Annotated in this window: 17 protein-coding genes; 12 read left to right on the forward strand and 5 right to left on the reverse strand. The window is 37.4% G+C overall.

The genetic code is table 11. From position 1 onward, the window contains the following. Positions 1-187 precede the first annotated feature (187 nt). Positions 188-1,564, reverse strand: coding sequence for a magnesium transporter (gene mgtE, locus ACFIKU_RS02750; protein WP_375656609.1), 1,377 nt, complete (start codon positions 1,562-1,564; stop codon positions 188-190). Positions 1,565-2,112: 548 nt separating this feature from the next. On the opposite strand from mgtE, the gene ACFIKU_RS02755 reads away from it, so the two are divergent. Then, positions 2,113-4,137: a M3 family metallopeptidase gene (locus ACFIKU_RS02755; protein ID WP_375656610.1), complete on the forward strand. Its 2,025-nt coding sequence runs from the start codon at positions 2,113-2,115 to the stop codon at positions 4,135-4,137. A gap of 168 nt (positions 4,138-4,305) precedes the next feature. Here the strand turns inward: ACFIKU_RS02755 and ACFIKU_RS02760 are convergent, their stop codons facing one another. Together ACFIKU_RS02760 and ACFIKU_RS02765 are read right to left on the reverse strand one after the other, a co-directional pair. Next, positions 4,306-5,382: an SGNH family hydrolase gene (locus tag ACFIKU_RS02760; protein WP_375656611.1), complete on the reverse strand. Its 1,077-nt coding sequence runs from the start codon at positions 5,380-5,382 to the stop codon at positions 4,306-4,308. Positions 5,383-5,396: 14 nt separating this feature from the next. Continuing rightward, positions 5,397-6,653, reverse strand: coding sequence for a lytic murein transglycosylase (locus tag ACFIKU_RS02765; protein WP_375656612.1), 1,257 nt, complete (start codon positions 6,651-6,653; stop codon positions 5,397-5,399). 267 nt (positions 6,654-6,920) lie between these two features. Between ACFIKU_RS02765 and ACFIKU_RS02770 the strand changes: the two genes are divergently transcribed. Further along, positions 6,921-7,811 (forward strand): UTP--glucose-1-phosphate uridylyltransferase, encoded by an 891-nt coding sequence (locus tag ACFIKU_RS02770; RefSeq protein ID WP_375656613.1) that lies wholly within the window; start codon positions 6,921-6,923, stop codon positions 7,809-7,811. A 39-nt stretch (positions 7,812-7,850) separates the two neighbouring features. Further along, entirely contained in the window at positions 7,851-8,843 is a 993-nt protein-coding gene (locus ACFIKU_RS02775) for an SIS domain-containing protein (protein ID WP_375656614.1), read from the forward strand. A gap of 275 nt (positions 8,844-9,118) precedes the next feature. On the opposite strand, the gene ACFIKU_RS02780 is transcribed toward ACFIKU_RS02775, so the two are convergent. Next, entirely contained in the window at positions 9,119-9,478 is a 360-nt protein-coding gene (locus ACFIKU_RS02780; protein WP_273722518.1) for a hypothetical protein, read from the reverse strand. A 253-nt stretch (positions 9,479-9,731) separates the two neighbouring features. Between ACFIKU_RS02780 and ACFIKU_RS02785 the strand changes: the two genes are divergently transcribed. The 3 genes from ACFIKU_RS02785 (at position 9,732) to guaB (ending at position 14,736) form a co-directional block, all read left to right on the forward strand. Next, positions 9,732-11,117 (forward strand): sigma-54-dependent transcriptional regulator, encoded by a 1,386-nt coding sequence (locus ACFIKU_RS02785; protein ID WP_375656615.1) that lies wholly within the window; start codon positions 9,732-9,734, stop codon positions 11,115-11,117. 398 nt (positions 11,118-11,515) lie between these two features. Further along, the gene (locus tag ACFIKU_RS02790; protein ID WP_375656616.1) at positions 11,516-13,087 is read left to right on the forward strand and encodes a phospholipase D family protein; all 1,572 of its coding nucleotides are present in this window, start codon (positions 11,516-11,518) and stop codon (positions 13,085-13,087) included. 149 nt (positions 13,088-13,236) lie between these two features. Further along, complete coding sequence (gene guaB, locus ACFIKU_RS02795; protein WP_375656617.1) at positions 13,237-14,736, forward strand: IMP dehydrogenase; 1,500 nt, start codon at positions 13,237-13,239, stop codon at positions 14,734-14,736. 176 nt (positions 14,737-14,912) lie between these two features. Here the strand turns inward: guaB and ACFIKU_RS02800 are convergent, their stop codons facing one another. Next, the gene (locus tag ACFIKU_RS02800) at positions 14,913-15,059 is read right to left on the reverse strand and encodes a hypothetical protein (protein WP_375656618.1); all 147 of its coding nucleotides are present in this window, start codon (positions 15,057-15,059) and stop codon (positions 14,913-14,915) included. Between the two features lie 497 nt (positions 15,060-15,556). Between ACFIKU_RS02800 and ACFIKU_RS02805 the strand changes: the two genes are divergently transcribed. The 6 genes from ACFIKU_RS02805 (at position 15,557) to ugpE (ending at position 23,571) form a co-directional block, all read left to right on the forward strand. Then, complete coding sequence (locus ACFIKU_RS02805; protein ID WP_375656619.1) at positions 15,557-16,843, forward strand: RsmB/NOP family class I SAM-dependent RNA methyltransferase; 1,287 nt, start codon at positions 15,557-15,559, stop codon at positions 16,841-16,843. Positions 16,844-16,975: 132 nt separating this feature from the next. Further along, positions 16,976-18,532 (forward strand): glutamine-hydrolyzing GMP synthase, encoded by a 1,557-nt coding sequence (gene guaA, locus ACFIKU_RS02810; protein ID WP_375656680.1) that lies wholly within the window; start codon positions 16,976-16,978, stop codon positions 18,530-18,532. Positions 18,533-18,703: 171 nt separating this feature from the next. Continuing rightward, positions 18,704-19,426, forward strand: a complete 723-nt coding sequence (locus ACFIKU_RS02815; RefSeq protein ID WP_375656620.1) for a glycerophosphodiester phosphodiesterase — start codon at positions 18,704-18,706, stop codon at positions 19,424-19,426. Positions 19,427-20,394: 968 nt separating this feature from the next. Next, positions 20,395-21,729, forward strand: a complete 1,335-nt coding sequence (gene ugpB / locus ACFIKU_RS02820) for a sn-glycerol-3-phosphate ABC transporter substrate-binding protein UgpB (RefSeq protein WP_375656621.1) — start codon at positions 20,395-20,397, stop codon at positions 21,727-21,729. Positions 21,730-21,824: 95 nt separating this feature from the next. Next, positions 21,825-22,709 (forward strand): sn-glycerol-3-phosphate ABC transporter permease UgpA, encoded by an 885-nt coding sequence (ugpA, locus tag ACFIKU_RS02825; RefSeq protein ID WP_273790614.1) that lies wholly within the window; start codon positions 21,825-21,827, stop codon positions 22,707-22,709. A gap of 10 nt (positions 22,710-22,719) precedes the next feature. After that, positions 22,720-23,571, forward strand: a complete 852-nt coding sequence (gene ugpE / locus ACFIKU_RS02830; RefSeq protein ID WP_273722527.1) for a sn-glycerol-3-phosphate ABC transporter permease UgpE — start codon at positions 22,720-22,722, stop codon at positions 23,569-23,571.

The raw sequence follows: 23,571 nt of genomic DNA on the forward strand, positions 1-23,571 counted from the left end.
GATTTAATATAAAAAGCTTTCTGATGAGGTAAATGTACGATATTCAGAGTTGTTATTCAATAAAAAATAATAAATTATCTATGGAGCGATGCGCTAGAAAACAAATAATAAAGTTTATTCTCTTCTGGAAAGATCTTAGGTTACACGACAAGATCTTTCCAGAAGAAAGAGTTTTTACTTTACATGTTTAAAGAAGAGTTCCTGACAAAATGAGGGAAGCTACAGAAAAATAGATTATAATGCCCATGACATCTACTAAAGTTGCCACAAAAGGAGCAGAAGCACTTGCTGGATCAAATTTTAAACCTTTAAGAATAAAAGGCAGCATAGATCCAGAAAGAGAACCAAAGGTAACGATTCCAACTAAAGCTGTACCCACTGTTGTCGAAATAGCAATCCAATGTTGTCCATAGTCGTAGATACCTAGTTTTTGCCAAAGAGCAATGCGCGTAACACCAATAATTCCGAGTAAAAGACCAAGGGATAGTCCTGTTGGAATTTCACGAATAATCACTTTCCACCAGTCTTTCAACGTGAGCTCACGTAAAGCCAATGCGCGGATAATAAGGGATGTAGCCTGTGAGCCGGAATTTCCTCCTGAGCTCATAATGAGAGGTATGAACAGTGTAAGAATAATCGCTTTTTCGAGTTCTGTTTCGAAATGTTGCATAGCGCTTGCTGTCAACATTTCACCGATAAAGAGTAAAGCGAGCCATCCTCCACGTTTTTTCATCATTTCAGGAAACTTAATTTGCATATAGGGCTTATTAAGCGCTTCCATACCCCCAAATTTATAGGCATCTTCATTCATCTCATCAACCATAGTATCAAGCACGTCATCGACGGTTACAATGCCAATGACATGGTTACTTTCATCAACTACAGGCACAGAGAGAAGATCATGGCGCTGGAAAAGGCGTGCGATATCTTCATGATGTGTAAAGGGCGATATTGTAATGGGCGAGTCATGGGTAGGGACATTAAGAATTTGTTCATCAGGTGAGGCAAGAATAAGGTTACGCAGGGAAACAGCTTTGAGAAGAGTACCTGTTTTAGGGTCAATTACATAGCTGGTATAAACTGTTTCACGTGTTCGCTCGACCTCACGGATGTGATCCAAAGTTTTTTGTATGGTCCAGTTTGAAGGAACCGCTATAAATTCTGTTGTCATCAGTGCCCCTGCTGTATGATCAGGGTAACTGGTGAGTTTTTTAAGTTCAGCGCGCGTTAAGGGTTTAAGCAAGGCATAAAGTCGTGTGCGGGTTTCTTTATCCATTTCTTGAAAGACGTCTGCAGCAGCATCCGCAGACATGCCATCAAGAATTTCAACAGCACGATTTATAGGGAGAAGTTCTAGGATGGCAGCAGGTTGCTCAAGCTCTGGTTTATCAAAAAGTTCGATAACATAATCAAGAGGCAGAAGACTAAGAATAGTTACACGTTCCATGATATCGAGGTCATTGATGATATCAATAGAGTCTGCAAAATGCTGGTTCTTTAACTTTTCAGCGAGAGCTTCAGGAGAAAAATTTTTGAAGTCGAAGGTCGTTTTGATTTCAGTCATGATAAAGTACCTCCTGAAGAGTTGGAGAGTTGCAAATCTAGATAATAGATGAGATAAAAACAAAAGTTTATGGAAGATTTTAAAAAAAACTCCCCAGCTATATTCCCAATTGTTAATATTTGAAGTAAAGTCAAGGGTAAATTATAAGTTATAAACAAGTTTCTGAATCACTAAAACGAGAATACAGCTTAATTTGAGGATAAAAAGCGTAAATGTAAAAATCAGTTCTGATTTTTACCATCATTTCTTTAATGCAGTTTTGCGATTTTCAAAAGAATCTACAGCAATATTTTGTAAAGAGTGGAGATTATGCCTTTCTTCAAGTGTTTTTATTAATATGCAATTCTACGTGATGTGCGAGCGAATAATCTTTATTGCTTCAATATAATATGGTTTGAAATGAAAGAGTTTTACGATTTTCAGGTTTTTTATTCAATAGCGTTTTGAAAGGTAGTTTTGAAACTCACGAAATAATTTTAGTATATTATCAATTTGTGTCGTAAAGATAATTGTTACAGCTTAAATTTATAATGGAGACATAAAGTATTATGACAAAAGCAGCAGTGCTGGACTGGAAGGGATTTTCAGGTCTTCCTGATTTTTCTTCTATAAATGATGAAGATTTTAAACCCGCTTTTGAACAGGCACTTCAAGAAGCCGAAGAAGAACTAGAGTCGATTGCGATGGTGCAAGAATCACCAACGCTTGAGAATTTTTTGCAGCCTTTTGAGCTTTGTGGCAAAGCGCTTGATCGTGTCTGTTCAATATTTTTCTTGCGCACCAGTGCTCATACGAATGTATTAATTCAACAGCTAGAGCAAGAGTTCGTTGTAAAACTTTCTCGTTACTCTTCAAAAATGATGATGGATACGCGGATATTTGCGAAAATAGATGTGCTTTATAAACAGTCGCAGCTGGGCATATTTGAGAGTGAAACAACACGTGTTCTTGAATTATGGTGGAAAAAGCTCGTTTGTCATGGGGCAAAACTCGATGAAAAAGCTAAGAAACGGCTTTTGGAAATTAATGAAAGACTTGCTTTCTTAAATGCTACTTTTGGACAAAATGTCTTAAATGATGAAGCTGAATGGATTTTGTTTTTAAAACAAACAGACTTATCTGGTTTACCGCAAGATCTCATTGCTTCAATGAAGGAAATTGCGTGTGAAAGAGGCAATGAAGAAGAGTATGCATTAACACTAGCACGTTCGATTGTTGAACCTTTTTTAAAATTCTCGGATCGTCGTGATTTGCGTGAGGTTGCATTCCAAGCTTGGGCTAAACGTGGTGAAAATAATAACAAGAATGATAATAAAACAATTATTGTAGAGATTGTTGCGCTTCGAGATGAGCAGGCGAAATTATTAGGATATAAATCTTTCGCAGATTTGAAGCTTGATAATACCATGGCTAAAAGTGTTGATTCCGTTATGGATTTGCTTTTGCCTGTATGGGAGCGTGCAAGAGCAAAGGCTTCTACTGAGCAAATTGAATTACAAAATTTTGCCAACAATCAGGGCAACAATGAATCTTTAGCTGCTTGGGATTGGCGTTATTATGCTGAAAAACTTCGCACTGAAAAACTTTCTTTCGATAGCGCTGAAATTAAATATTATTTTCCGCTTGATCATATGATTAAAGCGGCTTTTGGGGTAGCAGAAAAACTTTTTAGCATTACATTTGAAGAAAAAAACGCTGTTGCACTTTGGCATCCTGATGCACGTTTGTGGGAAGTAAAAAAGTCTGATGGAAGTTTACTTGGGCATTTTATTGGTGATTATTTTGCACGCTCTTCAAAACGCTCTGGTGCGTGGATGAGTAGTTTGCAATCACAACATAAATTGGATGGCGGACAAAAGCCTATTATCTACAATGTTTGTAATTTTGCTAAACCACCCAAAGGGGAAGTTGCTCTTTTATCGCTTGATGATGCACGTACGCTTTTCCACGAATTTGGGCATGCATTGCATGGTTTGCTCTCTGATGTCACGTGGACATCTGTGTCGGGAACATCTGTTTCACGTGATTTTGTTGAGCTGCCTTCTCAACTTTACGAACATTGGTTAACCGTACCAGAGATATTAAAATCTTATGCTATACATACAAAAACAGGACATCCTATACCACAAGAGTTGATAGATAAAGTTTTAGCAGCACAGACATTTAATGCGGGATTTTCTGCCGTTGAATTTATCTCATCAGCTTTAGTGGATATGGCTTTTCATCAAGGCGTAACAGTCACTGATCCAACAGTGTTTGAACGCCAAGAATTAGAAAAGCTGCAAATGCCTGACACAATTATTATGCGTCATCGTCCCCCACATTTTATGCATGTGTTTGCAGGGGATGGTTATGCATCTGGTTACTATTCTTATATGTGGTCGGAAGTTCTTGATGCCGATGCTTTTCAGGCTTTTGAAGAAACGGGAGATGTTTTTAATTCAGAGCTTGCTGATAAGTTGAAACGTTTTATTTACTCCGCTGGAGGAAGTCGTGATCCAGAGGAGCTTTATAAAGCTTTTCGGGGGCGGATGCCTTTACCAGAGGCAATGATTAACAAACGTGGACTATAAGTATAAGATATAACGGTATGGTTAACACCATGCCGTTTTCATATTATTCGAAAGATGCAGTTGCGATTTATGCAAATTTTTTCTTCATTATAGCTCTGTAAACAGAGTTTTTTATCTTATTCGCTTTTTATTTATGGAGGAAATTAGAGTTTGTATTTTAAAGAGACATTATGGGGAAGAAAAATTATCAGCTCGATCTTTTTGATACCCATTTGGTGGAAACCATGATTTTTTTATAAAACTTGACGTTCGTTTACCTAAAAGGTGAGTGTTTTGTTGTGCCATATCATCGAGGCTCATTGGAGGCTGACGCATAATTTTACTCCGCTCTTGATTCTCTGATTTTTGTATAAGTTTTTGAATAGCTTGATCGGTTGAGTAAGGATTTTCATGGGAAAAGGCATAAAAATTTAAAATATTTTTCAATGGTTTTTCTAAATAAGAGGCAAGTTTTTTCTTTCCTTCAGGGGTGAAATGCATGCCATTATTGGTGCGTAATTTGGTTATTTTTCCATTAATATCATAGCCTGAAAAAGAAAAATTTCCTGCCTCATCACTAAAGCCGCTCCAGATATCAAGAAAATATCCTCCTGCTGTTTCTGTTTCTTGTTTATAGAGCGCGTTAAAAATTTTCATTTTTTGTGTCAAAAGGTCATTTCCAAAAGAAGGCTGACCTATCCATATCCATGATTTTCCAGAGGCATGAAGACTTTCAGCAATTTCGATAATTCTTTGTTTGTAGATGCGCATCCATTCTGATTGATCTGTGTTAATTGTGCTATAAGAGTCTGTGATTGGTTGATTATCATTTGCACCGATCATCATGATAATAACATCGGGGTTATTTTGATCAATAAGTTTAGAAATATTGCTTTGCCAAGAATAATAATCCGTTCGAACGAAGCCGGAAGCAGGCATTGTGTTGTTCATGATAACGATATCGCTATTATTTATAAAAAACTTCTTAAGTGCATCGGCAACAGCAGAAGCTGTAAAATCCCCTATGACAAGAATGCGCTTTGCATTCTCATTTTTTAGTTTTTGTATGTTTTTTTGTGTTAAAATCTTTTTTTGCGGCTTATCTATTTTTTGTTCTATAGTTTGCGGTGGTTGTTGTGTTTGTTTGTTATGTTGTGATAACCATTTGAAGAAGTTCGTTGCTTTACTTTGGGATGGCTGTAAGATCCCCACAATAGAAAGTGAAAATAGCAATAATGTCAAGTATATCAGGCGAAAAGAAGACAAAACCTTAGTCTCCATTATTGTTTGCGAAGGAGAAAAAGCACTTGAGATGATGGGTATCCATTTGCTTTTAGACCGTGACTCAGTTGAAAAGCTTTAATTGCTTTGCGAGAAGCTGTTCCGATTTTTCCGTCAACATTCCCTTTATAATAGCCCAGTGCACTTAAGCGAGATTGCAGTTCTTTACATTCTTGAAAAGTAAGAGGTTGAAAAGGTCTTTGCCAATCATTCACTAATCCAGGATGTCCGGCAATGCGATCAGCAAGAAGGGCAACAGCAAATGCATAACGATCTGCATTATTATAACTTTTCAGAACAAAGAAATTTTTTGTGACTAAAAATATAGGTCCTTTTGCTCCATCTGGATATTTTAATATTGCTTGTTCAGATAATGTAGGAAGAGGATGCCCATTTGCGTGTTTTACACCTAATTTTTTCCATTGTTCAAAGGAATACCAGCCTTCAGGGAGATTTTTCCCCTGCGGTACTTTTACCTCTACTCCCCAAATAAGATTAGGTTGCCAGCCATTTTTGTGGAGAAGGTTAGCAGCAGTAGCCAGAGCATCTGGAACAGAGTTCCAGATATCACGCCGTCCATCTTGATCCATATCAACTGCATAGGCGAGATAACTGCTTGGAATAAATTGTGTATGCCCCAATGCACCGGCCCAAGATCCAGTGAGTTGAGAGCGTTTAATTTCGCCACTTTGTAGAATTTTCATAGCAGCAATCAGCTGTGTATATGCATATTTTGCACGTTTTTTATCAGCATAGGCTAAAGTTGCAAGAGAACGAATGGTGTCACGCATTACACTTTTATTAGCTAAAACTTTCCCATAGTTGCTTTCCATTGACCAAATAGCAAGCAGAATATTGCGGTCAACACCAAAACGTTTTTCAATTTGAAGAAGCCATTTGTTCCATTTTTGAGTTTGGCGCCGTCCTTCCTCAATTGCAATATCATGGACACGATTATCGAAATAGTTCCATGAAGGAGCAACAAATTCCGGTTGGTATGCGGCACTTTTTAGAACTTCTGGATCAATTGCATTAACACCTTTAAACGCCATATGAAACGTATAAGGGGTAATATTGTGAGCTATAGCTATTTTTTTAAATTCTTTAATCCAGTGTTTAAATCCGCTATCAGCATATGAAAGGGATACAAAAAACATTAAAAAAGCAGAAAAAATAGCGGCAGAGCCAGTGAGAAGAGTTCTCCAATTTATGGACTTCTCTAAAAAAGAGAAAGTCTTCAATTCTGTTTTTTGCATTTTGAAATCCCCATTAATATTCAATTTATTAGATGTGCAATAACTTTATTTTGTATTTAGTTTAATCGATAATATGATCAAGAAGGGGAGAAAACTGAAATAAATAATTCGTTTTAATCCTTTCAATAAATTCTCATACTCTTTTTTGCATTTTTGATTGCCCATTATAATGATAATCAAAACAATAAGATATCTTTTTTACCATTTCGTAAAAACATATGATAAATAAAATAAAAAAGTTATATGAATTCATTGAGGAGGATGAGTGTGCGTAAAATCCGGAAAGCGGTATTCCCAGTAGCAGGTCTTGGTACGCGTTTTCTTCCTGCGACCAAAACAATTCCTAAAGAAATGCTAACAGTTGTTGATAAACCTGTTATCCAATATGTTGTGGATGAGGCGAGGGAAGCTGGTATTGAGCATTTTATTTTTGTGACTGGACGTAACAAAGCAGTCATTGAGGATTATTTTGATGCGCAAGTTGAATTATACACGACACTTGCTGAATGTGGAAAGAAAGAAGATCTTGCACATTTATACCGTTTACAGCCATTACCAGGGTCAACTTCTTTCACTCGGCAACAGCAACCTTTGGGATTAGGGCATGCTCTTTGGTGTGCGCGTGAATTAGTTGCAGGCGAACCTTTTGCTTTGTTATTACCCGATATGCTGATTCAAGCCAAAAAAGGATGCCTTTCTGAGATGATTAGTCTTTATGAAAAGGTGGGTGGGGGAAATATTGTAGCAGTTCAAGAATGCGATCCTAGAGAAACCCATAAATATGGTATTGTGGGGAAAGGCAAACAGATTGCAAATGGTTTTGAAATCACAAAAATGGTAGAAAAACCAGTGCTTGGAACGGCACCATCAAATTTGTACATCAATGGACGTTATATTTTGCAGCCAGAAATTTTTAATATTCTTTCCACTCAAGAACGAGGAGCAGGAAATGAAATTCAACTAACGGATGCGATGATAAGGCTTTCAAACGAACAGGATTTTTGGGGTTTGCAAGTAGAAGGGCACACTTTTGATTGCGGTTCTAAAGCTGGTTTCATTGAAGCCAATGTTGCATTTTCTTTGGCGCGCGCTGATATGCACAGCCACGTTTCTGCTTCATTGAAAAATTTACTGGAAACCATTAATGTTGAAAAATGATATAAATCTCTCATTTAATTTTATTGATCGAATTTGATTATGATAATATCGTCTCCTCATATGGCTTTGCAAGGTGCTGTTGCGTCAGCACTTAAAACACTGGCCAGTGAAAAGCAGGGGCTTGAAGCCCTTGAAAAAGCTCTTCTGGGAAGTCTTTCTTCTTCTTTTGAAGCAGCTGTTCGAACTATTAGAAATGCTCGTGGACATGTGGTCATTACGGGTCTTGGGAAAAGTGGTCATATAGGGACAAAAATTGCAGCAACCTTAGCCTCAACTGGAACACCTGCCTTTTTTGTTCACGCTGCAGAAGCCAATCATGGTGATCTTGGTATGATTGGATCTGATAATGTTATTCTTGCTTTATCATGGTCTGGTGAAACTCAAGAGTTAAGTGGTATTATGAGTTATGCGGCGCGTTTTCGTATCCCCCTTATTGCGATGACATCAAGTAAGCACTCTGTGTTAGGACGACAAGCTGATATTGTTTTATTATTACCAAAGATAGAAGAGGCTTGCCCCCATGGTTTAGCCCCTACAACTTCAACAATTATGCAATTGGCAATGGGAGATGCATTAGCGGTTTCTCTTTTAGAAATGCGTGGTTTTACCGCAACGGATTTCAAAATATATCATCCTGGTGGTTCTCTTGGTGCAAGCCTTAAATACGTGTGTGATATTATGCATGAGGGTGATAATATTCCTTTGGTTATGCAGGGAACAGCTATGACTGAAGCGATGAATGTTTTGGTGGAAAAACATTTTGGTTGTGTTGGTGTTGTGAATCAAGAAGGTGAACTAATCGGAATTGTAACCGATGGCGATCTTGCACGTAACATTCATTTTAATTTATCAAAATTTAATGTTGACGAGGTGATGACCAAAGCTCCTAAAGTTGTAAAGCCAAATACACTTGTTGGTGCAGCAACAGCTTTTATTAATGATCATCAGATTGGTGCATTTTTCGTGGTTGAAGATAAAAAACCGATAGGAATTGTCCATTTTCATGATCTTTTGCGCATTGGCGCTGCTTAGATTAAGCTTCCTTATCAAATAAAATTTTATTTTAGGTTAAAATAGATTGAATAATACAAAGTTACAATTTTATTGTGAGGTGGCTTTACTGATGTTTTGTGGAAGAAAACGATACGCATTTCATAATGTTTAGAAAATTCTCAGGATAAAGATTATACCAGCCTCTTTGCGTATTTTAGAGAGGATTCTCTATCAGGAGGAGAAAGGATCGCCTCCTGCTTAATGTATGTGCTCCCTCTGCTCTGTTCTTAAGAGAGGCTTCCCTTGTACTTTGTTTAAGATTTCCGCTTAAGGAAAAACTGTGCTCCTGTATGTGAGGTGCAGAGAAGTTGTGTGGCGTCATATGACATTGTACAATTGACTCTAGAAATTGTTCCACGGAGAATAGAGCGTATTTCAATTTCTATATTTTGGGCATTGAGATAATTATATGCCCCTTCTGATAGTTTTTCTTCTGTATCTGCTGCACGTGTTTCAAAAACACCATTGTGGAAAGAAGAAATAATACCATTCTCATCAACCCATTTCCCATCAATTCCAGTTGGCATATTTGAGTTATAATATTGCGAAAAGTTACAGGCGCTTAACAGCAAAGCGGTGATTGTAAGACATAAAATATGATAGGTATGTTTCATTTATTGCACTCTATTTAGATTATTTTGCTCTCTAGTCTCTATAACATTATTAAATTATCCCATGAGTCAATATGAAAAATTTGATGAAAATCAATGAAAAAGCAAAAAAATGGAAAAAAATGCCTTAATGTTGTATTTAATTGACAGCTTGATGAAGTTCGTAAGTGAAACACAAGAGGTGAAATATTTCTTATGGTTTACAACAATTTTTATATTAAGCCGCTGAGTGGTCTCAAAGGAGATTATTGACATTATGGTTGGTCCCATTCTTGTTGCGAGTGAAGATTATGGAAGACGTATAGAACTTTCTGCTATGCTGCGAGGTTTTGGTTATCGTGTCATTGAAGCAGAAAATGGTCTCCGTACGATTGATCTTTTACACAGGCGTAAAAACATTGTGCTTGCACTCCTTGATGTCGTTATGAGTGATTTGAGTGTGAGCGATTTGATAAAAATGATTAGAGTTGCTGGTGTTTCTGTTCCTATTGTCGTTATAGCACAACAAGAGAATCAGCATTTACTCCAGAAAGCTTTAACAGCTGGAGCTATTGATTATTGGATCCATCCAGTAACATTATTACGCGTAAGAGTTACTTTGGATATTCTTGCTCTTATTTCTGCCTTGAAGCATGAGGTTCGAGATATTAGGCGAAAAAAAGAGAATCATTTACGGTTTTCTGATCTTTGCATAAAAAGTAGAGCTATGCAGATAGTGTTAGAACAATCGAGACAAGCAGCAACTTCTTTACAGAATCTTTTGATAGAGGGGGAAGTTGGAACAGGACGTGAGACATTAGCTCGGATGATTCATCATGAGGGATTATTTTCGGAGGGTGTTTTTATTCGCTTTCAATGTTCAGCCATCGTTGATCCAGAAGAAGAAAATCAGCAGTGGTTTAAAGAATTCCTACCATTGGTTTCTTCTCTTGAAAAAGGGACACTTTGCCTTTGTGATATTGATCGACTTGAGCCCATACAGCAAAAACGGTTTGCTCATTACCTTAAAGAAAGGGAAAGGGATACAAAAGGGGAAATTTTCCCTTTTCGGATCATTGCTATTTCAACATCGCGTTTAAAGGACTTGGTTAATGAGAACTTTTTTTTGCATAGTTTGTTTGAACAATTTTCTCACTTGTCTATTAGCGTCCCTGCTTTACGAGAATTAAGGGATGATTTTCCAGAGATCACACAACGTTTGATTGATCGCATTATCACAGAAACAGGGCGATCACATGTCCATGGGTTAGCAGGATCTGCTCTTTCCTTGCTTATGCAGTATGATTGGCCTGGCAATAGAAATGAGCTTGAAACCTTTTTATTTCGTGCGATTTTACTCAGTGAAGGACCGTTATTAACTGTTCGAGATTTTCCGCAATTAATGGGAAATTCATTAATGAATGTTCCCAATATCATTGAGGGTAACATGCAAGAAGATAATGAACAAGAATCGATAAAATTTTTGAATACTGATGGGCATGTGCGTACTTTTGCAGAGATGGAGCATGATATTATCGAGAAAGCGGTTAAACATTATAAGGGACATATGAGTGAGATTGCGCGCCGCCTTCATATTGGTCGCTCTACACTTTATAGAAAAATGGAAGAATTGAGAGCAATAAGAAATCAAGAACGAAAGTAAAATTCATAACAAATTTCTCTTCATGATAGGCATGAGTTTCAAAAAGTAGAGTGGATTTTGATAAAGTCCGTGGGGGGGTGGCTTAAGAAAATAATCATTTATTATAAAATTTATCTATAGAGGATGATTTTGTAGATTTAAATCAAATATAAATTTTATGTGACTATTTTAATCGTTTGTTTCAATTTATACAATTTTAGTTAAGTTTACATTTATTAAAGCAGAGAGGCATTTTTAAAAACTTTTAGATACTACCGCTGAAATTTTTGTATCATCAATATTAAATTTATACTCTCTTAAGCAAGAAGTGGCATTTTATCTTCTACACGATTAAGATAAAGTGATTATCATTTGCATTGCTGATGATGCGATAGCTTAAAATAGAAAGTTTGTCCTCTTTGACTCTTTTACAGATTGTTGTTGGTTTTGTCCTCTTTTTTTTAATTGCATCTATGTTGGCAATCTACACCTATGGGCGTTTTGTGAAAAATGCTAGGGGGCAATGTTCTTATGCGTTACCTATTCAGAAAGATGAAACTAAGCTTGATCGTATCGTCAGTCAATTAGCTGAGGAAGAAAATGGATTGGGGATTGATAAAGATGCCCTTTCCCTCATTATCAGCAATTTGGATGCGTTTTGTGTTCGTGCAATAGGAGCTGCAGAGGCTGGGCGTAGCCTTGATCTGATGTATTATATTTGGGACGATGATTTAACAGGGCGCCTATTATTAAGTGAAATAGTTGAGGCAGCGGATCGGGGTGTTCGGGTACGCCTTCTTTTGGATGATATTAATGCTCAGGCACGTGATCCAGCTTATATTGCGCTAGATAAACATCCTCATATTGAGGTGAGAATGTTTAATCCAGGGCGATCGCGTAAAGGTGGTTTGCGCCGTGGTTTAGAAATTATATTACGGGCAATTACTGTAACACGTAGAATGCATAATAAGGCTTTTATTGTTGATGGCAGGGTCGCTTTTGTAGGAGGACGTAATCTTGCAGATTCTTATTTTGATGCTGGTAAAGAATCCCATTTTCGAGATTTAGATTTGATGTTAATCGGTCCCTCTGTTAAAAAGGTAGAAAGTATCTTTGATGATTTTTGGAATAGTTCTGTTGTTTTGCCAATTCATACTTTGGTTGTCCCTAAAAGCGCAAGTGATCTTAGCTATTGGAAGGATAAATTACGAAAATTTCGTGATTCCAAGGTTGCAAAAGTTTATTTAGATTATGTCAAAGAGCACATTAACTTTAATTGTTTTATCCAAACAGGAAAGCGGTTATTTTTAGCAGACAAAGTTGTTGTTCTTTCTGACCCTCCAGAAAAAGCATTGCGTAAAAAAGCAAGCAATTGGCTTATGAAGGCACTTTCAAAGGTTATTGGAAATGCCCAAAAAACGGTTCAGATTACGTCACCTTATTTTGTTCCTGGTAAGGTTGGTACGCAGAATTTTAGTAATTTGGTTTCAAAGGGTGTTGATGTCAAAATTTTGACAAATTCTTTAGCAGCTACTGATGTAGCATTGGTGCATGGTGGTTATGTACCGTATCGTAAGGCGCTGTTGAAAAATGGTGTTAAGCTTTATGAATTAAAAGCGGAGGGCGACACCCATGGGTTACGATTGTTTCGATCGAGTAAGGCAAGTTTACATGCCAAAGCTTTTTTAATTGATCGTAAAACAGCTTTTATTGGATCTTTAAATTTTGATCCCAGGTCAGCATCATTAAATACAGAAATGGGCATTCTTTTTGAATGTGCTCCTATTACAGCAAGATTAGATTTGTTGTTTTCTGAAGAAATCACAGGGGAAATGAGCTATCATCTGCGTCTTGGTGATAATAATCGTATTTATTGGGATTTTATTGAAAATGAAAAAAAATATAGCATTGACTATGAGCCAGAAAGCAATTTTTGGCGTCGCGCATTTGCAAAAATAATAAGTTGGTTACCTATTGAATCACAATTGTAAATTTTTATAAACCACACTTAAAAAAAATATTTATTTTTCTTTTCATTTTGTTTGTAGCATGGCATAATTTTTTGCCAATCTACCATGTATGAGAACCGCAGTTGTACTTTAAAGCTCCTTGCGGTGTTTTATTATAAAAGGAATTTTCTATGGCAAAGATTGTTGAAACGGGTACAGGTGCATTGGCACTGACTTTTGATGATGTACTTTTACAACCCGGTCATTCTCTTGTTATGCCTAGTCAAGTGGATCTCAGTACGCGCGTTGCAGCGGATATTAAGCTTAATTTGCCATTGCTTTCTGCGGCAATGGATACGGTAACAGAATCGCGTTTGGCAATTGCGATGGCTCAAGCTGGTGGTCTTGGGGTTATTCATCGTAATATGTCTCCGGCAGAGCAGGCAGAAGAAGTCCGCCAAGTAAAAAAGTTTGAATCTGGTATGGTTGTTAATCCAGTCACAATTGGTCCAGATGCAACACTTGAAGAAGCAAAATCTTTGATGCGTTCTCATGGTATTTCCGGTATTCCGGTTGTTGAAAATAGAGCTAAAGGCGAAACTGCTGGACGGCTTGTTGGCATTTTGACAAATAGGGACGTGCGTTTTGCATCGGATCCCAAACAAAAAATTTATGAATTAATGACGCATGAAAATTTAATCACAGTGCGTGAAAATGTTCAACTCAATGAAGCGAAGTATCTTTTACACCATCATCGTATTGAAAAATTATTAGTTGTGGATGAACAAAATCGTTGTGTCGGACTGATAACAGTTAAGGATATTGAAAAAGCAAAATTAAATCCAAACGCTGCCAAAGATTCGCAAGGTCGCTTGCGTGTTGCAGCTGCAAGTAGTGTAGGGAACGATGGGTTTGAGCGGGCTGAGCGATTAATTGATGCAGGCGTTGATATTCTAGTGATTGATACTGCACATGGACATTCTCAGCGTGTATTAGACACAGTTGAGCGTATTAAAAAAATGACGTTTTCTCCAGCCATTATTGCTGGTAATGTCGCGACTCCGCAAGCAACACAGGCTTTGATTGACAGTGGTGCGGATGCTATAAAAGTTGGTATTGGTCCTGGTTCTATTTGCACAACGCGAATTGTTGCAGGCGTTGGTGTTCCTCAGCTTGCAGCCATTATGAGTGCGGCAGAAATTGCTGATAAGGTAGGTATTCCCGTTATTGCTGATGGGGGGATAAAAGCTTCAGGTGATTTTGCTAAAGCCTTAGCAGGTGGGGCTTGTGCTGCTATGATTGGCTCTCTTTTAGCTGGTACAGAAGAAAGCCCTGGTGAAGTTTATCTATATCAAGGACGATCCTTTAAAGCTTATCGCGGCATGGGATCTGTTGGTGCTATGGCACGAGGATCGGCAGATCGTTATTTTCAAGATGATGTTCGTGATGAACTTAAGTTGGTTCCTGAGGGTGTGGAGGGGCAGGTGGCTTATAAAGGTCCTATAGCATCAGTTCTACATCAGCTTGCTGGTGGACTTCGTGCTTCGATGGGGTATGTTGGAGCAAAAGATCTCGTAGAGTTTCGTGAAAAAGCAACATTTGTACGTATTACGAATGCGGGACTTCATGAAAGTCATACGCATGATGTTTCTATCACACGGGAGAGTCCAAATTATCGTGGGCCAGTCTAAAGATACAAGAGCCTAATGTCATATCGCATAAATAAAATCTTCCGCAAACAAGAAAGGGAGACCGCGCTTTTTCTGTTTGTGATTTGGTGTAATAATCCCAAAAAGGAAAGAATTAGAGCTCAAAACTCTAATTCTTTCTGTTAAGACTATATGAAATAAGTTATATAAAATTAGAATTAATTTTTTGTTGTCTTCCGTCCTGTCTTTGACGCACGTTGGCGAGTGTTTGTCTGATCACTTTGGACGGATTTCTTTCCGTTGTTTGAGGGCATTGTGTTATGACGGCTTTTAGATGAAGTTGTTTTTCCATTATTATAAGTCATTATTTTCTCCTTTTAAATTGTCTGGCAGTTGCCATTAGAGTAAAAACGGTCATGCCAAATAGTGGTTCCAAGCATTTTCTAAAAAGTTAATTTTTGGGTGAGCGTAAGATGAACTTGTTTAACTTTATGAGAAGATTTTTTCTATTTTTTCAGAAGGATAGCCATACAAAGATGGGAGATATTTGATTTTTTCTGTTATTCAGATAATCTTCGTAAATTTTATTTTACGCAATAATCAAAGAGTTTAGTTTTTTCGTAAGGCATGGCGGAGATAAGTTCTTTATGGATAGCTGCGTATCTTTTAGTATGAGAGGTAGAAGGATAAAAAGCGAATAGCGAATAGGCAGAAGATGAAAGGAAAAATCTAGATGCTCTAAATTAGATCTTATAAAAAATATGATCAGATCATTTTAATATTGAATGTAAATTTTTTATGGCTTTGAGAAGGCTTCATTGGCAAGAAGAAGATAATTTTATTATTTAAATGGGAGAAATGAATGCGATTAGGTGGGCGTTTGCAAGCAGCAATAGATGTTCTCCAAGAGATAGAAATGAAGCATCGCCCAGTAGGAGAAGCTTTAAAGGATTGGGGACTTTCTCATCGCTTTGCTGGAGCAGGTGATCGCGCAGCTATTGGTACAATCGTTTATGATGTTTTAAGACGACGTTATTCTTTACAATGGCGTATGGAGAGTGATGATATCCGAGATATCGTTTTTGGTGCTTTATTAGATGCTGGAAAAATGACGTTGGAGCAAATTGACGGTGAGTTGGCAGAAGATCGGTTTGCGCCGCAGTTATTAGGGGCTAAACAGCGTAAATCGTGGCAAGGTCAGCAATTAGTGGATGCTCCAGACTATATTCGTGGTGATATTCCGCAATGGTGTCAAGCGCATCTGCGTCCTTTATTTGGCGATAATTGGGTCATTGAAGCGGCTGCGCTAGCAACGCGTCCTTCTTTAGATTTGCGGGTAAATAGCTTAAAAGCAACACCAGAGAAGGTGCTGAAAGAATTAGCAAAAATCAGACTTAAATCTTTTCCATGGTTTGGGAAAGCTTTAAGAATTGCACCAATTGAAAAGTTTAATCGTCATCCTAATGTTCAAGTGGAACCAGCTTTTCAAAAAGGACACTTTGAAATACAGGATTTAGGATCTCAAATTGTTGCTCACCTTGTGGAAGCGCGAGAAAGCATGCAGGTATTAGATTATTGCGCAGGTGCTGGGGGTAAAACATTAGCTTTAGCTGCCGATATGAATAATCGTGGGCAAATGTATGCTTATGATTCAGACAAAGCTCGTTTGGCTCCTATTTTTGATCGTCTTCGACGCGCTGGTGTTCGTAATGTACAAATACGAGCACAAAAAGAAGAATTAAAATCATTAATGGGTCAGATGGATAGAGTTCTACTGGATGCACCCTGTAGTGGGACAGGAACATGGCGTCGTCGTCCAGATGCGAAATGGCGTTTAACATTAGAGCAGGTAAAACAACGCCAAACAGAACAGAGAGCTATTTTGAATGAAGCGATAGCTTATCTTAAGCCAAATGGGCGCCTAGTCTATATTACTTGTTCTCTTTTTGCAGATGAAAATGAGGAACAAATTGCCCATTTCCTTCAACAACATTCTCATTTTTCTCCAATAGATATGCCAGCACTTTGGCAGAAACATTTTAGTTTTTCTCCGGTGCAACCAGTTTTTTCAAATTATGGACTGACATTATCGCCCGCAACAACACAAACAGATGGTTTCTTTTTATCTGTGTTGCAAAAAAAACATTGATCCATATTTTTGCATTTTTTATCATAAATTTTACGAGAATAATTTTTTTCTTAAGAAAACAGGCTTGTGAAAAGAGAAAGATTGAATCATAACTCTCATGAGTTTTCTTTTACAATTATTGATTGGTTTTCTATGAGCATATCACATCCAGACACTGTTCTTATTATTGACTTTGGTTCACAAGTTACACAACTTATTGCACGACGGGTACGAGCAATGGGGGTATATTGTGAAATTGCCCCTTTTCAATTGGCTTTAGAAGCTGTGCGCCGCATAAATCCTAAAGCTATTATTTTATCAGGGAGTCCTTATTCCGTTATTGATGAGAGCTCTCCGCGTGCTCCAATGGAAATTTTTGAGGCGGGTATTCCGATTCTGGGTATTTGCTATGGTGAACAAGTCATGTGTGTTCAGCTTGGAGGAAAGGTTGAAGCTGGACATGAGCGTGAATTTGGGCGTGCTTTTTTGGAAGTGCAAGAAGAGAGTGCCCTTTTTGATGGAGTGTGGGAAAAAGGTTCTCATTATCAAGTATGGATGAGCCATGGTGACCGTGTGGCAGCTTTACCAGAAGGTTTTCGTGTCATAGGAACTTCAAAAGGAGCTCCTTATGCGGCTATTGCTGATGAAAAAAGACATTTTTATGCGGTACAGTTTCATCCTGAAGTTATCCATACACCAGATGGTACAAAACTTTTGCAAAATTTTATTCATAAGATCTCTGCTATTAAAGGTAGTTGGTCAATGGCTTCTTATCGTGAGCAGGCAATCGCTACGATACGACAAAAAGTTGGGAAAAGTCGTGTAATTTGTGGTCTTTCAGGGGGAGTGGATTCATCTGTTGTAGCGGTACTCCTTCATGAAGCCATAGGAGATCAATTGACATGCATTTTGGTAGACCATGGGCTGATGCGCAAGAATGAAGCTGAAGAAGTTCTCACGCTCTTTCGTGATCATTATAATATAGAGCTTATTCACGTTAATGCTGCCGATATGTTTCTTAATGCTTTAGAAGGTGAGACAGATCCAGAAAAAAAGCGCAAAACGATAGGTCGTCTTTTTATTGAAGTTTTTGAAGAAGAAACTAAAAAAATAGGAGGTGCAGAGTTTTTAGCACAAGGAACACTTTATCCAGATGTTATTGAGAGTGTGTCTGCTATTGGTGAAACGGTAACCATTAAAAGCCATCATAATGTGGGTGGGCTACCAGAAAAGATGAATATGAAACTTGTAGAACCGTTGCGTGAGCTCTTTAAGGATGAGGTTCGCTTACTGGGGCGAGAGTTAGGATTACCAGAGCAGTTTATTGGTCGCCATCCTTTTCCAGGTCCCGGTCTTGCAATTCGTTGTCCAGGTACTGTGACCCGTGAAAAATTAGAAATTTTACGTGAAGCAGATGCTATCTATCTTGAGGAAATCCGTAAAGCCGGTCTTTATGACGAAATTTGGCAGGCTTTTGCTGTTCTTCTTCCTGTTCAAACTGTTGGCGTGATGGGCGATGGTCGCACTTATGAATTTGTTTGTGCTCTTCGCGCCGTCACATCTGTAGATGGAATGACTGCTGATTTTTATCCCTATGATATGGCGTTTTTAAGTAAGACGGCAGCACGTATTATTAACGAAGTTAGAGGGATTAATCGTGTTGTATATGATGTAACCTCAAAGCCTCCTAGTACTATTGAATGGGAATAATTAAAGATGAAGGATAAGTCTTTTTAAGAATAAAATATGACTGAGTATTTGATATTCGAAAAGTGTAGAAAAAATCATTTAAAAATGATTGTGTATTTTCATATGATATAAGCCGGTATCTGGCAATCTGTACGTCAATATCGTTTAAAATTGAGAAGTGTGGAATTTTGCATGTCTGAGAAAAAAATTGTTGCACACCGTGGTGGAGCTCATCTTTATTCTGAAAATACCCTTTCGGCATTTAATAATGCTATAGCGTTAGGTGTCGATGAAGTTGAATGTGATGTTCATTTGCTGAAAAGCGGTGAAGTGGTTGTCTTTCACGATTTTCGTCTAGACCAATTGGTTGGAAAAAAGGGGTATATTCACGACATTGATAATGAAACACGCAAACAGCTCTGCGTAAAAGGAAGCCAAGAAGCCCCCCCTTTATTAGAAGAGGTGCTTGATCTTTTAGCACCAACGAATGTTGCATTGCATCTTGAAATCAAGACATGTGGTGAAGTGGAGCGTGAAACAATATTATCCAAAAAAGCGCTTGCGCTAATAAAAAACCGAAATTTATCAGAACGGGTTTCTGCAATTAGTTTTGATCCTTTTATCCTTCGTCCTTTTATTGAAGCGGGAATACCATCTGGTCCATGTGTTGATAATTTTGAAGGTGATATGTACCGTCATTTTTCTGAATGGAAGCAATTAGGTTATTCTGATCTAAGTTTAGATGGCTCTATTGTTTCACGGAACTTTATTGAATCAGCTCTTGAGGCTGGTTTTACTGTAGGGGTATGGACAATTAATGGAAAAGCTCGGTTATCACATTGGCTTGATATGCCTGTACATTACATTACGACAGATCAACCTGATCTCGCATTGCAATTGCGTGCACAAAGGTAAAAAATACAACAACACAAAAGGAACTATATATCTTCATAAAGCTAGCGTAATGAAAGAAGAAAAATTACCTAATATATAACAATAATACATTGATTTATAATGATAATTAATAGTTTTTCATGCGAAAAAGAGACATTAATACGTAAGATTCTCTTATTTTAGATCTTTTTCCAATGAATCAATCAAAATCATTCGTTTGCACATTATAAGCAGGGTTGGTGTGTGGATAAAAATTATTGAGAAAAGAATAAAAATATTCATTTAACGTATTTTAAATGCAAGACTTGTTGAAGCATTTGGGTCTCATGTGATGGTGTTGTTTTGCACTTTTATGAAGTGTAAAAATGATGGTATACAAAAAGTCTTATATACTTTAGTGGAGAGGCTTTATGGCTTATTTTATAGGTGTTATCATGAAATGTAGATGTATTAAAAGGTTTTTTAACAGCATGGAAATTGGTAATACAGAGTCATTTTGTTTTGCGTGATGGGTGTGATCTCGCTACAGGGAAGGAGCTTATTAAGCGCTTAAAAACGATTTTCTTAATTTTAAGAAAAATACTATTTATCTCTTCGTTAAATTCAGTAGCAACATCGTGTTAAAGTTATAAGCCGAAGATTATAAAATAAATAACAAAAGAATAAACAATTCTTTTTAAAAAAGTAAATTCAGATATTAAAATAGTCATTGAATGACATTTATGATCTATATCTTTTCACCAATTGACTTTGCTTATTAAAGCCATTTCACTTTTTTCAGATAGTTACAAACGCGTATCTCGTTAATACATTAAGAAAGCTTATAAAAGAAAATGAATAAATTTAAACAAATTCATTTGACCTTTTGGTGGTTCCTGTTTAAATGAGAAAATGTATTATCTGTGAAATAAAACTTTCATAGCATGTTCGTGTGTAATACTATAAATTTAGGGGTAGTTTGTATTCCATCACTTCAGAAAGGGTGAACCATGAGTCGTTTTTATCTTTCCATAGCGGCCACGGTTGCTATCATAATGTCCACAGCGGGAATAACAGCAAGTTTTGCGCAGACAAAAATCAGCTTTTGGCATTCTATGAGTGGTGAATTAGGAAAGCAAACAGAAAATCTTATTAACGATTTTAATGCAAGTCAATCTGAGTATAAAGTTATTTCTTCATTTCGCGGCGAATATGAAGAGGGGTTGATTTCACTCATTGCAGCATTTCGTGGAAAGAAACAGCCAGTGCTTGCTCAAATTTATGACGTTGGTACTGGAACTCTGATGGCTGCAAAAGGCGCAATCTACCCATTTTATCAACTTATGGCTGATACAAAACAAGAATTTGATCCTAAAGATTATTTCCCTGCTATTAGTGGTTATTACTCCGATGAACAGGGACGTATCGTCTCTATGCCATTCAATATTTCAACACCCATCCTTTATTATAACAAAGATATCTTTAAAAAAGCCGGGCTTGATCCAGAACAGCCTCCTAAAACGTGGCAAGATATAGAAGACTTTTCCAAAAAAATTCTTGAGACTAAAGCGGCAACTTGTGGTTTTACAATGGCTTATGCCGCTCAATGGATTGGTATAGAAAATTTTTCAGCGTTGCATAATGTTCCTTTTGGAACGAAGGAAAATGGCTTTAAAGGACTTGATTCAGAACTTACATTTAATGGACCTTTACAAGTGCGTATGTGGACTGACCTAAAAAAGTGGTCTGATCAAGGTATTTTCCGTTATGGTGGTCCAGCAGGTGCATTAGATTCAACACCAATGTTTATGGCACAAAATTGTGCAATTTTTATGCAATCTTCGGGATCACATGCTGGAATTGTTTCTGAAGCTCAGTTTAATGTGGGGGTTGGTATGCTACCGTACTATAAGGATACAGAAGGAACACCACAAAACTCAGTTATTGGGGGCGCTTCTATTTGGGCGTTTAAGGGCCATACCCCGAAGGAATATGCAGGGGCAGCTGCTTTTCTTAAGTTTCTTTCAAAAACAGAAAATCAAGCAAAATGGCATCAGGAAACAGGTTATCTTCCAACCACAAAAACGACTTATGAATTGAGCAAAAAACAACATTTCTATGAAAAAACGCCAGGTGCGGATATAGCTATCAAACAGATTAATCTTAATCCACCAACAGTTAACTCGAAGGGGATAAGATTTGGTAATTTACCACAAATCCGAGCCATTCTTGATCAAGAGTTGGAAGCTGTTCTTAGTGGTTCAAAAACACCGAAAGATGGTTTAGATGAGACCGTTGAACGTGGAAATAAACTCTTGCGTGAATTTGAAAAGTCTAATCATTAATTTCGTTTTATTGTTAAACATTAAAGACTCAACAAAAACAGTTGAGTCCTTTTTGTTTACCTTTTTAAAGTCTCTACATTTAAAGAGCCCTACGAATGCAAGAAAAACAAGCATATTTTAAAAATAGTCTACTTTCTTACGGACTGCTTTTTCCTCAGCTTCTTGTGACTTTTTTGTTTTTCTTTTGGCCTGCTGCTCAGGCAATAAAATCATCTTTTGAGCGTGAAGACCCTTTTGGTTTTACAACAACCTTTATTGGTTTTGAAAATTATCTAACCGTTCTTTCTGATCCTACTTATCGGCAATCACTTCTTACAACCGCAGTATTTTCCATCTCCGTTACTGTCGCTTCAATGACAATATCACTTCTCTTAGCTGTCTGTGTTGATCGTGTCATCCGTGCAAAAAAGGCTTATACAATGCTTTTGCTCTGGCCCTATGCTGTTGCTCCAGTATTGGCAGGTATATTATGGCTGTTTATCTTTCATCCCACTATCGGAATTATTCCTTTTCTTCTCGAGAAAATAGGGGTGCTATGGAATTATCGTATTAATGGTACTCAAGCAATGATTCTTATTGTCATTGCGGCTAGTTGGAAACAAATTTCTTATAATTTTCTCTTTTTTCTTACAGGTCTTCAGTCTGTTCCGCGTTCTCAAATAGAAGCAGCCGCCATTGATGGTGCTGGTCCCTTTAAACGATTTTGGACTGTGGTCTTCCCGCAAATTTCACCAACGACGTTTTTCCTTCTTATTGTCAATGTCAATTATGTTATGTTTGATACTTTTGGTATTATTGATAATACAACTTCTGGAGGTCCTGCGCGTGCAACGAGCATCCTCGTCTATAAAGTATATGATGATGGCTTTAGAAATCAAATAATCGGTGCATCCGCAGCACAATCAACAATATTGATGTTGATGGTTATTGTCTTAACCTTTATCCAGTTTCGCTGGATTGAGCGCCGTGTACAATATTAGGAAGTAAATTATGGTTGAAAATCGCCCTGTTTTGAAATTTCTAACCCATATTACTCTCATTGTTGGCATTATCATTATTTGCTTTCCAGTTTATGTTGCTATCATTGCATCAACCCATAGTTCAGCAGCATTCAACTCAGGAACACTTCCTCTCTTACCTGGGAAATATGCTTTGGAAAATTATAAAACAATCTTTGGTGATGGCCTTGCACAGCTAGGTCTGCCCAACCTCTGGCCACTCTTAATGAATTCACTCATTATGGCTCTTGGGATTAGTATTGGAAAAATTATTATTTCACTTTTGTCTGCTTATGCAATTGTTTACATGCGTTTTCCCTTCCGAAAAACTGCTTTTGTTCTTATTTTTGTTACATTGATGCTCCCTGTCGAAGTTCGTATTCTTCCAACCTATGAGGTTGTTGCGAAATTGGGGATGGTCGATACCTATGGTGGAATGATTATTCCACTTATTGCATCTGCAACCGCTACATTTTTATTTCGCCAGTTTTTTTTGACTATTCCAGATGAACTCTTAGAGGCGGCACGTGTTGATGGTGCTGGTCCAGTTAAATTTTTTAAGGATATTCTTCTTCCTCTTAGTAAAAGCAATATCGCTGCTTTATTTATCATTATGTTCATTTATGGATGGATACAATATCTCTGGCCTCTTATCATCACAACGGATCAAAATCATCAAACGATTCTTATTATTTTAAAGCAGCTTGTTGTCGAATCACTTCAACATGATCCTCAATGGAATATACTCATGGCAGTATCGGTTGTTGCTATGGTTCCCCCTGTTCTTGTTGTTATCTTCATGCAGCGGCTTTTTATCAAAGGCCTTATTGAAACGGAGAAGTAA

The organism is Bartonella sp. CM120XJJH (assembly GCF_042194715.1).
In the GTDB taxonomy this organism is placed as follows: Bacteria; Pseudomonadota; Alphaproteobacteria; order Rhizobiales; family Rhizobiaceae; genus Bartonella.

Bases quoted from the DNA above. Each gene is read 5' to 3' on its own strand.
- guaB (WP_375656617.1), top strand. From the start codon at position 13,237: ATGGCAAAGATTGTTGAAACGGGTACAGGTGCATTGGCACTGACTTTT.
- ACFIKU_RS02815 (WP_375656620.1), top strand. From the start codon at position 18,704: ATGTCTGAGAAAAAAATTGTTGCACACCGTGGTGGAGCTCATCTTTAT.
- ugpB (WP_375656621.1), top strand. From the start codon at position 20,395: ATGAGTCGTTTTTATCTTTCCATAGCGGCCACGGTTGCTATCATAATG.
- ACFIKU_RS02800 (WP_375656618.1), bottom strand. From the start codon at position 15,059: ATGACTTATAATAATGGAAAAACAACTTCATCTAAAAGCCGTCATAAC.
- ACFIKU_RS02785 (WP_375656615.1), top strand. From the start codon at position 9,732: ATGGTTGGTCCCATTCTTGTTGCGAGTGAAGATTATGGAAGACGTATA.
- ugpA (WP_273790614.1), top strand. From the start codon at position 21,825: ATGCAAGAAAAACAAGCATATTTTAAAAATAGTCTACTTTCTTACGGA.
- ACFIKU_RS02780 (WP_273722518.1), bottom strand. From the start codon at position 9,478: ATGAAACATACCTATCATATTTTATGTCTTACAATCACCGCTTTGCTG.
- ACFIKU_RS02755 (WP_375656610.1), top strand. From the start codon at position 2,113: ATGACAAAAGCAGCAGTGCTGGACTGGAAGGGATTTTCAGGTCTTCCT.
- ACFIKU_RS02775 (WP_375656614.1), top strand. From the start codon at position 7,851: ATGATAATATCGTCTCCTCATATGGCTTTGCAAGGTGCTGTTGCGTCA.
- guaA (WP_375656680.1), top strand. From the start codon at position 16,976: ATGAGCATATCACATCCAGACACTGTTCTTATTATTGACTTTGGTTCA.
- mgtE (WP_375656609.1), bottom strand. From the start codon at position 1,564: ATGACTGAAATCAAAACGACCTTCGACTTCAAAAATTTTTCTCCTGAA.
- ugpE (WP_273722527.1), top strand. From the start codon at position 22,720: ATGGTTGAAAATCGCCCTGTTTTGAAATTTCTAACCCATATTACTCTC.
- ACFIKU_RS02805 (WP_375656619.1), top strand. From the start codon at position 15,557: ATGCGATTAGGTGGGCGTTTGCAAGCAGCAATAGATGTTCTCCAAGAG.
- ACFIKU_RS02765 (WP_375656612.1), bottom strand. From the start codon at position 6,653: ATGCAAAAAACAGAATTGAAGACTTTCTCTTTTTTAGAGAAGTCCATA.